Origin of the sequence: Bradyrhizobium sp. 521_C7_N1_3, assembly GCF_052075975.1 — a bacterium.
Lineage (GTDB): Bacteria > Pseudomonadota > Alphaproteobacteria > Rhizobiales > Xanthobacteraceae > Bradyrhizobium > Bradyrhizobium japonicum.
Map to the genome: position 1 here is coordinate 2,486,595 of NZ_CP197232.1, position 15,508 is coordinate 2,502,102.

At 66.5% G+C, this 15,508-nt stretch carries 7 protein-coding genes; 4 read left to right on the top strand and 3 right to left on the bottom strand.

Annotation, left to right across the window (positions count from 1 at the left end):
* Position 1: 1 nt before the first annotated feature.
* Positions 2-6,448, bottom strand: coding sequence for an amino acid adenylation domain-containing protein (locus tag AB7008_RS11225; protein WP_441258805.1), 6,447 nt, complete (start codon positions 6,446-6,448; stop codon positions 2-4).
* A gap of 135 nt (positions 6,449-6,583) precedes the next feature.
* Here AB7008_RS11225 and AB7008_RS11230 point away from each other — a divergent pair, with 135 nt between their 5' ends.
* The 3 genes from AB7008_RS11230 to AB7008_RS11240 all read left to right on the top strand — a co-directional run bounded on the left by AB7008_RS11230 (position 6,584) and on the right by AB7008_RS11240 (position 11,894).
* Entirely contained in the window at positions 6,584-10,054 is a 3,471-nt protein-coding gene (locus AB7008_RS11230) for an ATP-binding protein (RefSeq protein ID WP_014497646.1), read from the top strand.
* On the top strand, positions 10,051-10,845 hold the full coding sequence (locus AB7008_RS11235; RefSeq protein WP_441258806.1) for a protein-L-isoaspartate O-methyltransferase family protein: 795 nt from the start codon (positions 10,051-10,053) through the stop codon (positions 10,843-10,845). Before AB7008_RS11230 ends, AB7008_RS11235 begins: the two co-directional genes overlap by 4 nt.
* Before the next feature lie 95 nt (positions 10,846-10,940).
* Complete coding sequence (locus tag AB7008_RS11240; protein WP_441258807.1) at positions 10,941-11,894, top strand: DUF6492 family protein; 954 nt, start codon at positions 10,941-10,943, stop codon at positions 11,892-11,894.
* Between the two features lie 9 nt (positions 11,895-11,903).
* On the opposite strand, the gene AB7008_RS11245 is transcribed toward AB7008_RS11240, so the two are convergent.
* Positions 11,904-12,971: an endo-1,4-beta-xylanase gene (locus AB7008_RS11245; RefSeq protein ID WP_441258808.1), complete on the bottom strand. Its 1,068-nt coding sequence runs from the start codon at positions 12,969-12,971 to the stop codon at positions 11,904-11,906.
* A 352-nt stretch (positions 12,972-13,323) separates the two neighbouring features.
* On the opposite strand from AB7008_RS11245, the gene AB7008_RS11250 reads away from it, so the two are divergent.
* Positions 13,324-14,760 carry a lipopolysaccharide biosynthesis protein gene (locus AB7008_RS11250; protein WP_441258809.1) on the top strand — a complete coding sequence of 479 codons (1,437 nt, stop codon included), beginning with the start codon at positions 13,324-13,326 and terminating at the stop codon, positions 14,758-14,760.
* Between the two features lie 10 nt (positions 14,761-14,770).
* On the opposite strand, the gene AB7008_RS11255 is transcribed toward AB7008_RS11250, so the two are convergent.
* Positions 14,771-15,505 (bottom strand): SDR family NAD(P)-dependent oxidoreductase, encoded by a 735-nt coding sequence (locus tag AB7008_RS11255; RefSeq protein WP_041955042.1) that lies wholly within the window; start codon positions 15,503-15,505, stop codon positions 14,771-14,773.
* Positions 15,506-15,508: the final 3 nt, after the last annotated feature.

Sequence of the window (15,508 nt, forward strand, 5' to 3'; positions counted from 1 at the left end):
GTCATGCCGCCCTGCGAGCGAGTAATCGGCCGAGCGGCGTGTTCGGGTGGGCGACGGCCGCATCCAGCAGCGCGACGAGATTCTCCATCCACTCACCGACCCTGCGGCCATCGAGCAGCTCGCCCTTGTAATTGCATGAGCCGGTGATTCCGGTGGGGCGCTCCTTGAGCATCAGCGACAGCCAGGTCTGGTCGATCGGCAGCACCGGCTGGCCTTCGCGCGCGACGTTGCCGATCGATTCGATCGTGACGTCGGCCAGATCGAGCGGCTGGCGCAGCGGATTCTGCAGGGTGAAATAGACCTGGAGCAGCGAGGCCGGATCGATCCCCTCCTGCTCCAGATGGTCGGCCAGGATGTTGAACGGCAGCTCCTGGCGCGCATGCGCGTCGAGCACGCTCTGGCGCACCCGGGCCAAGGCTTGCGCGAACGACAGCTCCGGCGTGATTCGGGTACGGACGATCACCGTGTTCTCGAACGGACCGACGACCCGGTCGGTATCCGGCTGGGTGCGATTGGCCATGGCGGTGGCGACCGAAATGTCGTTGCGGCCGCTCTGCGCCAGCAACAGGGCTTTCAGGCCGGTGAGAAGGCACATGAACAGCGTGCTGTTATGCCGGCCGGCGAACGCCGTGAGCCGGCCGATCAGCTCTCGCTCGAGGCTGACGGGGTGGTGCCCGGTGGACGCGCCGGGGCTTGCTTCACCGTCGAAGACGGGGACTGCGCCGCGCAGATTCTCCGTCCAGTCGGCGGCCTGGCGGCGGGCGGCGTCGGTGCCGCACCACCAGCGCTGCCAGCGGGCGACGTCCGAAAACGCGAGCGGCAGTTTCGGCAGCGGCACGGACGGACGCCCGGCCAGCGCCGCATAGCGGTTGGACAGCTCCTCGAACAGCACGCCGATCGACCAGCCGTCGGCAATGGCATGATGCAGCGTCAGCAGCAGCACATGATCGTCGGCATGGAGCCGCAACAGCCGCGCCCGCAATAGCGGCGGCCGCGCGGTGTCGAACGGGGCGTAGGTCTCCTGCTCGATCAGGAGATCGATCTTCCTGAGTTCGAGGGCTTTGCGCCGCTTGTTGTCGTGGGGACGTCCGTCGCCGATGACCTCGATGGTGAGGGCCGGTCCGAGCTCGCCGGGTGTGGCGATGCGGCTGACGGGCTCTTCGCCGCTGCGGCCGAATCCGGTCCGCAGCGATTCGTGGCGGCGCACGATGTCGCCGAACGCCTGCGCGAGGGTGGTCGGATCGAGCGGGCCCTGGAGGCGGAAGGCAAAGGGCAGGTTGAACAGCGGCAGGCCCGGCAGGTTCTGCTCGATCCGCATCATCTGGTCCTGTGCGATCGAGAGCATTGGGAGCCCGCTTTCAGCAGGCCGCAGCATGCCTGTTGCCGGCTTGCGCGGCTTTGCTGCCACGGCCTCGTCAACCCGCCGGGCGAGTTCTTCGATCGTGGGAGCCTCGAAGATGGTCTTGATCGGCAGCGACACGCCGAGCGCACGGGCGACGCGCGCCATCGCCTGGCCCGCCAGCAGCGAATGGCCGCCGAGATCGAAGAAATTATCGGTCACGCCGAGGCTCTCGACCTTCAGCAGGTCGACCCAGATGTCCGAGAGCACTTTTTCGGTGAAGTGCCGCGCCGGCACGGCGGCGTCCGGTCCGGAGACGTCCTGCTGCGCGGGCGCCCGCAGCGCCGACCGGTCGATCTTGCCATGGGCATTGAGCGGCATCTGGTCCAGGAACAGGAATGCGGACGGGATGGCATGGCCCGGCAGCCGGCTCTTCAGGAAATCGCGCAGCTCGCTGGCGCTGCTCTGGCTGCCGGCCCTTGCGACGATATGGGCGATCAGCCTGACATCGCCGCTCGCCTCGCGGCGCGGCTCGACGATGCCGGCGCGCACCGCAGGATGGTCGGCAAGCGCGTTCTCGATCTCCTTGAGCTCGATACGGTAGCCCCGGACCTTGACCTGATGGTCGGCGCGGCCGAGGCATTCGATGGTGCCGTCGGCGCGGCGGCGTGCGAGGTCGCCGGTCCGGTACAGCCGCGCGCCTTCCTGGCGCGAGAACGGATCGGGCAGGAAACGCTGACGGCTCTGCGCGGGATCGTTGATGTAGCCGCGGCCGACGCCGGCGCCGCCGATGCAGAGCTCGCCGGTCACGCCGACCGGCAGCGGCTGGAGGTTTTGATCGAGCACATGGAGCTGGGTGTTGGGCAGCGGCGCGCCGACCGGGACGTTGCTCGTCGCCGCCGCCGGCGCTTTGGTCAGGCGATGTAGCGAGACGTCGTCGGAACATTCCGACGCGCCATAGGCGTTGATCAGCGGCACCCTCGAGCAGCGGGCGAACCAGGCGCGGCAGAGATCGACGGGCAGCGGCTCGCCGGTCGAGATCAGGAGCCGCAATCCCGCAAAGGCGCGCTGGACCTGCGCGTCGTCCATGCGGTCGAGGATCACCCGCAGCAGCGACGGGACGATCTCGAGCACGCTGATGCCTTCACGCTCGATCTCCCGCGCGAGCAGGATCGGGTCCTGCACGATTGCGTTGGCGCAGACATGGACGCGCGCGCCGACCATGGGACCGGCAAGGAACTGCCAGACCGAAATGACAAAGCTCTGCGGCGCAGTCTGGGCGATCACGTCCCCGGCCGTAAGGCCGAGCTCGGAAATGAGCGACGCCAGATGGTTCGACAGCCCGCGCTGCTCGATCATGACGCCCTTCGGCGCGCCGGAGGAGCCGGATGTATAGATGAGATAGGCGAGGCTCGCGGCGCCGCGCCGCGCGGCGCGGGCCGGCCTGGTCGATCCGGGTGCGATCGCGTCCTCGAGCTCGGCGACATGGATGCGCTCGACCAGCGGTTCGAGCAGCGCCTCGACCATGGCCGACTGAGCGCGCCCGGTCAGCAGCATGCGGGCGCAGCTCGATCCGAGGATGGTCGCAAGCCGCGCCGGCGGCTGGTCGGGATCGAGATTGAGGAAGGCTGCGCCCACGCGCTGCGCGGCGATCATCGCGGCGAGCAGGTCGGGCCCGCGATCCGCAAGCAAGGCGACAACGCTCTCGGCGCCGACACCTTCGCGCGCGAGCCAGCGCGCCGCCGCCTGGCTGCGGCGGGCGAGCTCCCGATAGGTCAGGGAGGTGCGTCCGTCCGTTACCGCGATTGCGTTCGGGGTCTTCTTCGCCTGGCGCTCGAGGCGTTCGCACAGATTGCCGCGCGTGGTGAAGTTGGCCACCACGCCCTGGTCTTTCGCCAGCAACTGCCGGCGTTCGGCCTCCGTCAGGAGCGGCAGGCGCGAGATGCGCTGCTCCGGATTGGCGATCACGGCCTTGAGCAGCGTCTTGAACTGAGCGGCCATGGCTTCGATGGTCGCCGCGTCGAACAGATCGGTGGCGTATTCGAAGAAGCCGGTGAAGCGGCCGTCGGCCTCGACCAGTTCGAGCGTGATGTCGAAACGCGCGACTTTCGGGTCGACCTCAAGCCGCCGCGCCGACAGGCCGGGGAAACGTGCCGCCTCGATCGACGCGTTCTGGAGGATGAACATGATCCGGAACAGCGGATTGCCGTCGCTCCGGCGCGCGATCTGCAGCGCGCGCAGCATTTCCTCGATCGGGAGGTCCTGGTTGCGGTAGGCATCCAACGTGACCTGCCGCACCCGCCGCAACATCTCGCCAAAACCCGGATCGCCGCCGAAATCGTTGCGCAGGATCAGGGTGTTGGCGAACAGCCCGATCAGTCGCTCGCTCTCGATCTGGTTGCGGTTCGCGATCAGCGATCCCGTCGCGACATCCTCGTGTCCGGTGTGGCGGAACAACAGGCACTGGAAAGCCGCGAGCAGCGTCATGAAAGGCGTGACGCCCTGGTCCTGGCTGAGCGCGCGCAGATCGGCCGACAGTGCCTTGGAGAATTCGATATAGTGACGGGCGCCGTGACCGCTCCAGATCTCCGGCCGTGGCCGGTCGGTCCGCAGCGGCAGCGTGGTGACGCCGTCGAGCTGGGTCCGCCAGTAATCGAGCTGCTCCTTCGCCGCCGGCGTCTGAGCCCAGCTTTGCTGCCATAGCGCAAAGTCGCGATACTGGAAGGCGGGCGAGGGCAACGTCACCGCACTCGTCTTGCGCGCGGCGGAATAATGGGCGGCAAGCTCCTCCCAGAACAGCCGTTGCGACCAGCCGTCGGTGACGAGGTGATGGACGTTGACCACCAGCGCGTGGCTGGATTTGTCGAACGACAGCAGGGTGACCTTCAGCGGCGGCTCGCGCGCCAGGTCGAACGGATATTGCGCGAGCTCGAGCGCCTCGCGCCGGATGATTGCGGCCCGCTTGTCCGCGGCGCAGGGCTTGAGCTTGATCCGCTCGAATCGCCGAGGTGATTGCAGCACCCGCTGCGCCGGCTCGCCCTGGCGTTCGATGAAGACCGAGCGCAGCGCCTCGTGGCGCGCGCAGATCGAGGCGAGGCTCGCGGAAAGTGCGACGACGTCGACCAGGCCCTTGAGAACGGCGACTTCGACGACGTTGTAATTGTAGCGGGTCGGATCGAGCCGCGAGAGCACATACATCCGCTGCTGCTGGAACGACAGCGGCGCGTCGGCTGCCGCCGCCGCCTGGCGCCATGCGGGCACGATCGTCCCGCGATGGGTCGTGGCGGTCTCGATCCGGGCCGCAAGCGCCGAGACCGTGGCGCAATCGAAGATGTCCTCGAAGGAGAAGTCGACGTTGAAGCGCTCGCGCAGACGCGAGCGCATCTGCGTCGCCGCGAGCGAGTCCGCGCCGAGCGCAAAGACATCCTGGTCGATGCCGACCTGCCGCAGCTCCAACAGATCGGCCCAGATCCCCGCGAGCTGGGTCTCCAGCGCGTTGCGCGGCAATTGCGCTTCGACGCCATGCTCCGCGGTTGCGATCAACTCGGCCAACGCGTTGCGCTTGACCTTGCCGCTCGCGCCTTTCGGCAGTGCGGCCACGCCGCGGATCAGGCTCGGCACCTTGTAGGCCGCTAGACGTTTGCGCGCGAACTGCCGAAGCTGGTCCGGAGTTGCTTCGGAATTCGGGCGCAGCACCACGACGGCGGCGACGTTTTCGCCGAGCTTCTGGTGTGGGACGGCGAACACGCCGGCCTCCAGCACCGCCGGATGGCTCAGCAGGACCTCTTCGACCTCCAGGGGCGAGATCTTCTGCCCGCCGCGGTTGATGACGTCCTTGATGCGGCCGACGATGAAGAGATAGCCGTCGGCGTCGAGATAGCCGAGGTCGCCGGTGCAGAACCAGCCGTTGCGGAAGGCGGCCCGTGTCGCCGCCTCATCATTATAATAGCCGCGGCTCATGTTCGGCCCGCGCAGCATGATCTCGCCATGCTCGCCGCTCGCAAGCGTGCGGCCCGCCCCGTCCATGATCGCGATCTCGGGGCCCGCAGCGCGGCCGACCGATCCGACCTTGCGCAGCTCGAACGGATTGGCGGAGATCTGCGAGGCCGCTTCCGTCATGCCGTAGGTCTCGAGCACGGGAACGCCGAACATCGCCTCCAGCCCGTTCAGGATCGCGGGCGCGAGCGAGGATGAGGCCGAACGGATCACGCGCAGCGACGACGACCGGGCGCGGTCCGGGTCGGCCTCGGCCGCCGTCAGCAGCGCGCGATGGATGGTCGGCACCGCCGTGTACCAGGTCGGGTGCAGCTCCCGCATCCAGCCGAAGAAGGACGATGCATCGAAACCGTTGGTGCAGATCACGCTGGAGCCCGCGGCCAGCGCCGTCAGCAGGCCGGAGATCAGACCATGGGCGTGAAACAGCGGCAGGGCATTGAGCAGGCGGTCGTGGGCAGCGAGCGACAGCACGCGGCCGGCATTGTATGCGGACAGGCACACATTGCGCTGCGTCAGCGGCACCATTTTCGGCCGCGCCGCCGTGCCCGACGTCAACAGGATGAAGGCGTCATCGTCGCCGCGCGAGGCGCCGCTCGTGCTGGCCGGCCCGACCGCCGGGCCGATGAACGCGCAGCCGCCGAGATTGTCGTTCGGCCCCGGCACGAAATCGATCACCGCGATATCGAGCGCCTTGGCAACGTCACGACTTGGTGAATTCATGTCGGCCCGGGTGACGAGCGCGGTCAGCTTCAATTCGCTGAAATAGCGTTGCAGCTCGTCGGCCGTCAGATCGGGATTGACGGGGACGCAGGCGCCGGCCGAGGCGACCGCGATCAGCGCCAGCGCGCTGTCGGCGCCGCGCGGCAGCGCAACGGCGATCCGGTCGGCAGGGGCAATGCCAAGCCCCCGCAGGGTGCGGACCAGTTGCTGGATCAACTCACCCAGTTTGCCGTAGGTGAGGGCCGGCCGGCCGGGCGCGAGGAGAGCCGGTGCCGCCGGCGTCTTGCGCGCATAAAAGTCGAGAAGGCCGCCGATATCGGCAAAGGTCCTGGTTTCGGCGCCTGCGCTGTCCGAATCCTCTCCCGCTGCGGATGCAATGTGGGACAATGCCATTCCCTTTTGATCTGATTGAGCTATTCTTCCCAAGACTTAAGGAACGCGTCCAGTCTGAGGTGAAGTTCGGGCCCCAAAATCTGTGGTTGAGGGGCCTAAAGCCCTTCGACGGAGTGAAGGTCGGGCAGAATCACCATGCTGGAGAATGAGCCTGTTACGGGGACGGAAGGCGGGTTGAAGCGCTGGCTCGAAGGCGTCGGTCTTGGACATTACACCGATCTCTTCGCGCAGCACCGCCTCGATCTCGATGTGATGGGGGACCTGACGGAATCCGACCTGGTCGAGCTCGGATTGCCGCTCGGCGACCGCAAGCGGCTTCAGCGCGCGATGTCGGCGCTATTCGAGGCTGAGACCACAGAGAAGCCCGATGCGGCGGCGCGCCCGCAGGTCCGGACGGAAGTCGGTGCCGAACGGCGTCAGCTCACCACCATGTTCTGCGACATGGTGGATTCCACCTCGCTGTCGGTGCAGTTCGATCCGGAAGACGTGCGCGACATGATCGCGAGCTTTCGCGAGACCTGTGTCCGTGTGGTGAAGCATTACGAAGGGTTTGCCGCGCGCTTCGTCGGCGACGGTATCCTTGTCTATTTCGGCTATCCGACCGCGCATGAGGACGATGCCGAGCGATCGGTGCGGGCCGGGCTCGAGATCGTGCGGGTGCTGTCGACCGCGCGCGCGATCGAGCCGCGCGGTGCGCTCAGCCACGCCCCCGCGGTCCGCATCGGGATCGCAACCGGTCTCGTCGTGGTCGGCGACCTCGTTGGCCAGGGCACCGAGGAGCGAGATTCCGCGGTCGGAGAAACCGTCAATCTCGCCGCGCGCCTGCAAGGTCTGGCGCCACCCAACGGCGTCGTGATCTCGTCCTCGACACAGTCGCTGCTGAAGGGCAAGTTCGACTACCGCAATCTCGGTGTCCATGCGCTGAAAGGCATCTCGGAGAAGACGCAGGCCTGGCACGTGGTGCGCGCCTCGCGGGCGGAGACCCGCTTCGCCGCTGCCATGGGCGGGCGGTTGACGCCGCTCGTCAACCGCGAGGAAGAGATCGCGCTGCTGATGGGACGCTGGCAGCAGGTCAAGGACGGCGACGGCCAGGTCGTGGTCAAGTTCGGCGAGCCCGGCATCGGCAAGTCGCGCATCATCCAGGAGATCTTCGACCGGATCGCGGGCGACCGCCATGGACACGTCTCGTTCCAGTGCTCGCCATATTACACCTCCACGGCGTTCTATCCGTTCTCCGAGCAGCTCAAATTCTCGCTCGGCCTCGACCGCGAGGATCCGTCCGCGACGTCGCTGGCGGGTCTGGAGACCGCGATCGCGGCCGCCCATGGCGACATCGAGCAGGTCACGCCGCTGTTTGCCGCGCTGCTGTCGATCCCGACCGGAGACCGCTATCCGCCGCTCGACCTGTCGCCGCAGCAGCAGAAGGATGCGACCGTCGCGGCGCTGGTCAATCATTTCCTCGGCCTTGCGCGCGACATGCCGCTGGTGATCGCGCTTGAGGATCTGCACTGGATCGACCCGACCTCCCGCGAGGTGATCGACCTCCTCGTCGACCGCGTGCAGAACCAGCCGGTCCTTGTCATCATCACTGCGCGCTCCGAATTCCAGCCGAGCTGGAACGCGCATTCGCACATCACGACGCTGGTGCTGAACCGCCTGAGCCGGCAGCTGCGCACGACGCTGGTCGAGCGCGTCGCGGGCCGCGAGCTTCCCAAGGAGGTGGTCGAGGAGATCATCGTCAAGACCGACGGTGTGCCGCTGTTCCTGGAAGAGCTGACCAAGACCGTTCTCGAATCCAACCTCCTGACCGAGCGGCACGGGCGCTACGTGCTGTCGGGCCCATGGCGGCAGCTCGCGATCCCGGCGACCCTCACCGACTCGCTGATGGCGCGGCTGGACCGGATGGGGCCGTTCAAGCGCATCGCGCAGATCGGCGCCACCATCGGCCGCGAGTTCTCCTACGAGACCCTGCACGCGGTCGCCAACACTCCGGCGGAGCAGATCGAGGCCGCGCTCAATCATCTGGAGGAAGCCGGGTTGATCGTGCGCCGCGGCCATCCGCCCGGCGCGCTCTACTCCTTCAAGCACGTGATGATCCAGAACGCCGCGCACGACAGCCTGCTGCACAGCGAGCGGCGCAAGCTGCATTCGCGGATCGCGCAGGTGCTCGCCGAGATGTATCCGGAGAAGACCGAGCGCGAACCGGAGCTGCTCGCCCATCACCTCACCGAATCCGGCCAGAGCGAGGGCGCCGCCAGCTTCTGGCTCAAGGCCGGCAAGCAGGCGGCCAAGAGCGGCGCCAATCTGGAGGCGATCGGGCATTTGCGCCGGGGCTTGAGCGTCGTGCAGGCCAATGCACGCATGCAGGGCGCCGACGAGATGGAGCTGGAGCTGCGCATCGCGCTCGGCAACGCATTGATTGCCGCCAAGGGCTACGCCGTGCAGGAGGTCGAGGAGAACTACATCCGCGCGCTCGAGCTCGGTCAGCAGCTCGACGACGACGAGAAGGCCTTCGCCGCCACGCGCGGGCTCTGGGTCTGCCACTTCATCCGTGCCGATCTCAGCCGCGCGCACGATCTCAGCGTCGAGCTGTTGAAGTTCGCCAAGCGCGAGCGGCTGAACGAGCGCACGCAGCCGGCGCAGCAGACCGGCTATCTGATCGAGGCGCACCGCTCGATCGCGATGACGATGCTCTATCGCGGCCGCTTTGCCGCCTCCCAGCACCATCTGCACCGCTGCATCAACCTCTACAGTCCCGATCTGCACTCCGATCTGATGGAGCGGCACGGCACCGATCCCGGCGTCGTTTCGCTGTCCTATCTCGGCTATCTCCTCTGGTTCCTCGGCCGGCCCGACGCGGCACGTCAGCACAGCGAGCAGGCGATTGCGAATGCCGAGAAGATCCGCCATCCCTTCACGCTCGCCTTCGCGCTCGTGTTCGGCGCCTATCTGTGCCAGCATTTGCGCGACGTCGAGGGCACGCGCGACCACGCCAACCGCGCCATGATCATCGCCACCGAGCACAATTTCCTGCACTGGAAGCAGCAGGCGGCGATCCTGCGCGGCTGGGCGCTCGCCCAGCTCGGCGAGGCCGACGAAGGTCTCAGCCAGATGCGCTTCGGCCTCGACGAATACGAGGCGATGGATTCCTGGCTCGCCGGCTGCTGGTTCCGCTGCCTGCTCGCGGAAGCCTATGCCAAGGTCGGGATGCGCGATGCCGCCTTGCGCGCGCTGGACGGCGCGCTCGCGACCGCCAGACGGACCGGCGATCACTCCTATCTCGCCGAGGTCTATCGCCTGCAGGGCGAGATCACGATGTCGGACGGTGATCCGGCATCGGTGCAGGAGGCCGAGGACCTGTTCACCTTATCGCTGGAGACCGCGCGCAAGCAGGGCGCGCTGTCATGGGAGCTTCGGACCGCCGTCAGCCTTGCGCGACTGTCGCTCGAAGCCGGCAAGCGCGAGCACGCGAGCCTCCTGCTTTTGCCGATCCTCGGCAAGTTCAGCGAGGGCTTCTACACCCCGGACCTGAAGCAGGCGATGCAGCTCCTCAACGAGCTCGGCGGAGACGTGCCCGTCCGTGAACAGGCCGATGCGGTGAGATGAGCGATCTTGCCGCCGCGCGCGCGCGTTACGTCGAGTTGATTGCCAAGCGAGAGCGGATCTCCTCGCCACGCCTGCTCGAAGCGCTCGCCGCCATCCCGCGCGAGGATTTTCTGGCCAAGGGACCCTGGCGCATCAAGAGCGAGGCGGCGCGCAGCTATCGGCTGACGCCGGATGCAGATCCCGTTCATCTCTACGACAATGTGCTGGTCGCGATCGATGCACGCCGCAAGCTCGACACCGGGCTGCCGAGCCTGTGGGCGCACTTCATCGATCTGCTCGACGTCGGGGAGAAGGACCGCGTGGTCCAGATCGGCTGCGGTCTCGGCTATTTTTCGGCGGTGTTGTCGAAGATCGTGGGGCCCAGGGGCAGGGTGCATGCAATGGAATGCGACGGGCGGCTTGCGGCGCGTGCCGCGAACTACCTTCGCCCCTATCGCAATGTCGAGGTCGTGCACGGCGACGGATGCGAAGAGATCGGCGAGCGGGCCGACGTGATCATCGTGCATGCCGGCTTCCCGCACCCGCATCCGCTCTGGCTTCAGTCGCTCCGTCCGCGCGGCCGCCTCCTGGCGCCGCTGACGCAGCGCGACCGCGAGGGCGCCGCCCTCAAGATCACGCGCAAGGGCAGGGGGTTCGAGGCCGAGGCGGTGCAGCAGATCCGGATCTTCCCGGGCCAGGGTCGCGGCGTGACCGCACTCGACGACCGCGTCGCCGACTGGTGGCAACGCGCCGCCGCGCTGGCGCCACTGCGTTTTCGCGGCATCGAGCAGGGGCTGCCGTCGGATGGCTAATGCTTCGTTTCGTTTTACCTTGATTCCGTTTGTGAGTTTCCAGCATCTCGCGGTGCGGCTATGAGTGCGGCTTGATGGCCATTCGAGCGCGCTCCATGCATTCCGTTGCCCTGCTGACCGCCAGCTACGCCAAGGATATCGAACGCTTTTCGTTGCTCAGCGAGAGCATCGACACCTGGCTGTCGGGATACACGCGGCATTATGTTCTCGTTAACGATGAGGACGTCCCGCTGTTCGCGCGGTTCGCATCCGAAAAGCGCGTCATCGTTCCGGCCTCGCGTTACCTGCCGAAATGGCTCTGGGCGCTGCCGCCGGCGCTTCAGTTCCTCAGCAAGCGCCGGGTCTGGCTGTCGCTGTTGTCGTCGCCGGTGCATGGTTGGCACATCCAGCAGATCCTCAAGATCGCCGGCGTCCTCAACGCGCCGGAGCAGCGCGTCTGCATCCTGGACTCGGACAATCTGTTCTTTCGCGAATTCGACGTCGGTCAATATGCCGGCGCTGAGAAGACGCCGCTGTTCGTCACCCCGAAGGACATCGGCGCCGACCACCCGTTGCACGGGTTGTGGCTGCGCACTGTCGATCAGCTTCTCGGTATCAAGGAGCGCTCGTTCCCGGCCGACGACTATGTCGGCAACGCGCTGGTCTGGGACCGGGACACCGCGCGCGCGATGACCGCTGCCATCAAGGCGGCGACGGGGTTGAACTGGGTTCTGGCGTTGTGCCGGAAGAAGAAGTTCTCGGAGTATCTGATGTACGGACACTTCGTCGCGAACTCGCCTGCGCATCTGGCCATGCATCGGGTCACCGAAGACAGCATCGCGGTCTCGCATTGGGACGACACGCCCCTCGACCGCCCGGCCATCGAAGCGATGATGCGCGCGGCCTCGCCCGAACAGGTCGCGCTCTGCATCCAGTCCTATTCGTCGACCTCGGTCGACGACATCCGCGACGTGTTCCGCCTCAGCTCGCGTGACCGACGCAGCCCGAGCCTGTCTCCTGAAGATATGGGTGACGCGGTCGAGTTCGAAGTCCCGGCGAAGACGCGCTAAGGCCGCGTCTCAGGCGTCCCTCGTGAACTTGCTGATGACGTCCATGAACGGCTTCGGCTTGAACTCGCCGTCGAGCGGCAACGGGCGGTTCGGCTGCTTGTCCGCGCGGGCGAAGGTGCCGTTGATCCAGCTATAGCGATCCGAGAGGCCCCAGGTCGGGATCGAGCGCACCGGTCCGCTGGTCGAGATCGCGGTCAGGAGGTCGTCGACGCGCTTGGCGACGATGGCGTCGCGCTCTGCCGGGTTGCCCGTCAGTTTCTGGTCGTCGACGTCGAGCTCGGTGACGAGCACATCGAGGCCCCAGGAGCGCAGCTCGGTGACGAATTCGGCGAGCCCATGCGTGTCGATCTCGAGCTCGGCATGCAGATGCGATTGCAGGCCCACGGCGTGCAGCGGCACGCCCTGGTCGAGCAGGTCCATGATGAGGTTGCGGTACGCCGCGCGCTTGGCAATGAACGAGTCCTTCGCCGACTCGATGTCATATTCGTTGATCGCGAGCTTGACGAAGGGATCGGCTGCGGCCGCCGTGCGGAAGGCCAGCGGAATCCAGCGGTTGCCCAGATGCTGCGTCCAGAACGTATCGCGCCGGTCGGTGATCTTCTTCGGATTGTCCGGGATCGGCTCGTTGACGACGTCCCACGACGTCAGCTTATCCTTGTAATAGGAAACGACGGTGCCGATGTGGTCGACATAGGCGCGCTCGACGCCCTTGGTGTCCTTGATCTGCTTGGTCCAGTCCGGAATGTCGTGATACCAGGCGAGCGCGTGGCCGCGCATCGTCAGATCGTTCTCCCGCGCGAAATCCAGGATCGCGTCGGCGCGCTCGAAGTTGAACGTGTGCGCGTTCGGCCGCAGCATCGGCCATTTCAGCTCGAGCACCGGCACCACCTGGGTGCAATAGCTGCTGATGGCTTCGCCGAGCCTGGGATCGGCTTGCAGGTCCCAGAGCGTCGCCGCAGCGCCAAAGCCCGGACGGCGCTGTGCGAGCTTTGATGCCGGCGCGGCGGACGCCGATGCCCCCGCCGCGAGTGCTGCGGCGCTGCCAAGGAGAAATTCGCGTCTGTCGAGCCTGGTCACGGGGGACGTTCCTTTTGGAACCAACGCACCATCGTACCAAGCGGCGCCTTGCGACGCCGGGGTTTCCTGTCGTTGGGTTAACCCTTGCGGATGTCCGCTGCGCAAAGCGCGTGGCGTTGCATCGCTGTTCCAGTCTGGATCAGGGTTGCGTGTCGCGATCGCTCGAACCGCCCCAGGGAAAGGGCAAATTTAACGCTAACGCGCGAAAGCGGCCTGCCAGCCTCATTCGCCGCCCGATCTGCAGACTTATGTGACACTCTTGAGAGATGCTGCGGCGCAGTTCGTTCGCCCCGCCAAGGTCATTGATTAACGGCCGTCACCATCGCAACACCGTTGCCGGTCCTGTGCTCGCATGCTGAACCGCCATTTCTCGATTTATCTCGTCGCCTATATCCTACCCGCAGCGGTGGGCTTCTTCGCGGTCACAGCCTACACGCGGCTGCTGACGCCGGCCGAGTACGGCGTCTATGTCGTCGGCATCAGCCTTGCCGGCATATTGGGCGCGATCTTCTTCGCCTGGATCAAGCTGTCGGTGTCCCGCTATCAGGCGATGTCGGCGGAGGTGGACTTTCGCGGCACGGCGATGGTCGCCTTCGCGCTGACGGCCGCGGTGCTCTGCGCCACCACACCGCTGGTCTTTCTGTTCCGCAGCGATCTCAGCGTCGAGCTGCTGCTCGCCAGCATGTTCGTGGCGATCATGGCCAATGCCGTCGATGTCGGCCAGGAATTCGAACGCGCCAAATTGCGCCCCTACAGGTTCGCGGCGATCTCGATCGTCCGTAGCGTGTCGAGCGTCGGCTTTGGCCTGCTCGGCATCTGGCTCGGCTGGGGTGGCTTGGGATTGCTCGCCGCGTTCGGCCTGGGCTCGCTCACCGGCATCATTCTCAATCTCGTCGGCGACCGCACGAAGATCGCGCGCTTCCAGCGCAGCCAGTTCATGCAGCTGGCGCGCTACGGCCTGCCGCTGACGCTGGCCGGATTGTCCGTTGCGGTCTATTCGGCCTGTGACCGGCTCATCGTCGCTTATCTGCTCGGCAAGGACGCTGCCGGCATTTTCGGCGTCGCCGCCGATCTGCCGCGCCAGTTCATGGTCATGATCGCCTCCAGCGTCGCCGCGGCAACCGTGCCGCTGGTGTTCCGGTCGCTGTCGGAGAAAAACAGCGAGACGACGCGGGAGCGGCTGAGCGAGAGCCTCGAGTTGCTGCTCGTCGTCGTCGCACCCGTCGCCGTCTGGCTCGCGCTCGCGGCCGACGAGGTCGCTGGCACGCTCGTCGGCGTCGATTTCCGCGCCGGCGTATCGGCGCTGCTGCCGACCCTGGTACTCGCGCGCTTCTTCGGCATCGCCAACCAATTCTATGTGCAGATCAGCTTCCAGCTCGCCGAGCGGCCGTTCATGCTGGCGGCGCAGTCGTTCCTTACACTCGTTCTGAGCGTGGCACTGATGTTCGCGCTGGTCGCCGGCTACGGCCTTTACGGCGCGGCGCTGGCCACGCTCGCCACCGAAGCGCTCGGCTTCGTCGTCGCCGTCGCCCTGATGCACCGCGCCCATCCCGTGCCGTTCGACGTCAACCGCCTCGCCGGCGTTGCGGCTTCGGCTGCGGCGATGGCGGGCGCTATCCTCATTGCGCGGACGCAAGCCGGCGGTACCGGTATCGTGGCGTTGATGGTCGTCAGCTCCGCGGGCGGCGTTGCTTACGCCGCTGCGGCCTGGCTGCTCAACGTCGCGAACGTACGGACGTTGTCGCTGCGCTTCCTGCGGACGTTCAACCGCAAGGCGCTGGGCGTATAGAACCCGCGCGCTACCCCGCCAGAAAGCCGCCATCCACGGCAATGACGGTGCCGGTCGCATATTGCGACGCCGGCATGCAGAGGAAGGCAACGGCGCCGGCAATGTCCTCCGGCTGTCCCCAGCGCTTGAAGGCGGTGCGGTCGGCGATGCGCTGATAATGCGCAAGGTCGCTGCGGCCGGCGGCGTTGATCGCGGTTTCGATATAGCCGGGCGCGACCGCGTTGACGCGGATGCCCTCTTCGGCCCACTTCAAGGCCAGCGCCTTGGTCAGCATCACGACACCGCCCTTGCTGGCGCAATAGGCGGGAATCCGTGGCAGCGCCAGCGTCGCGTTCATCGAGGCGATGTTGACGATCGATCCCGTCTGCTCCGCGAGCAGGGGATGGAAGGCCATGCAGGTCCGGAACGTGCCGGTGAGGTTGACGTCGAGCACCTTCATGAAGGTCTCGATCTCGAATTCCTTGTCGCGTGCGAGAATCCCGGCGCAGTTGATCAGCGCGTCGACGCGCTTGTGTTTCCGGGCGAAGGATTTGACGGCCGCGTCATCGGTGACATCGAGCGTCGCGAGCGTGAGGCCCGCGCGCGGCTTGAGGAGGGTGCGGGCAAGATCGGCCTCGTTCGCGCCCGTTGCAGTCACCGTCGCACCCAGATCGCAGAATTGATTGCTGATGGCGGCACCAATGTCGCCGGCGCCGCCGATCACGACGGCATGGAAGCCGGGGGCGAGGGAAAAGTTCGGATTCATCGG

Coding starts and splice junctions, on each gene's coding strand:
- AB7008_RS11225 (WP_441258805.1), bottom strand. CDS start 6,448: ATGGCATTGTCCCACATTGCATCCGCAGCGGGAGAGGATTCGGACAGC.
- AB7008_RS11230 (WP_014497646.1), top strand. CDS start 6,584: ATGCTGGAGAATGAGCCTGTTACGGGGACGGAAGGCGGGTTGAAGCGC.
- AB7008_RS11235 (WP_441258806.1), top strand. CDS start 10,051: ATGAGCGATCTTGCCGCCGCGCGCGCGCGTTACGTCGAGTTGATTGCC.
- AB7008_RS11240 (WP_441258807.1), top strand. CDS start 10,941: ATGCATTCCGTTGCCCTGCTGACCGCCAGCTACGCCAAGGATATCGAA.
- AB7008_RS11250 (WP_441258809.1), top strand. CDS start 13,324: ATGCTGAACCGCCATTTCTCGATTTATCTCGTCGCCTATATCCTACCC.
- AB7008_RS11255 (WP_041955042.1), bottom strand. CDS start 15,505: ATGAATCCGAACTTTTCCCTCGCCCCCGGCTTCCATGCCGTCGTGATC.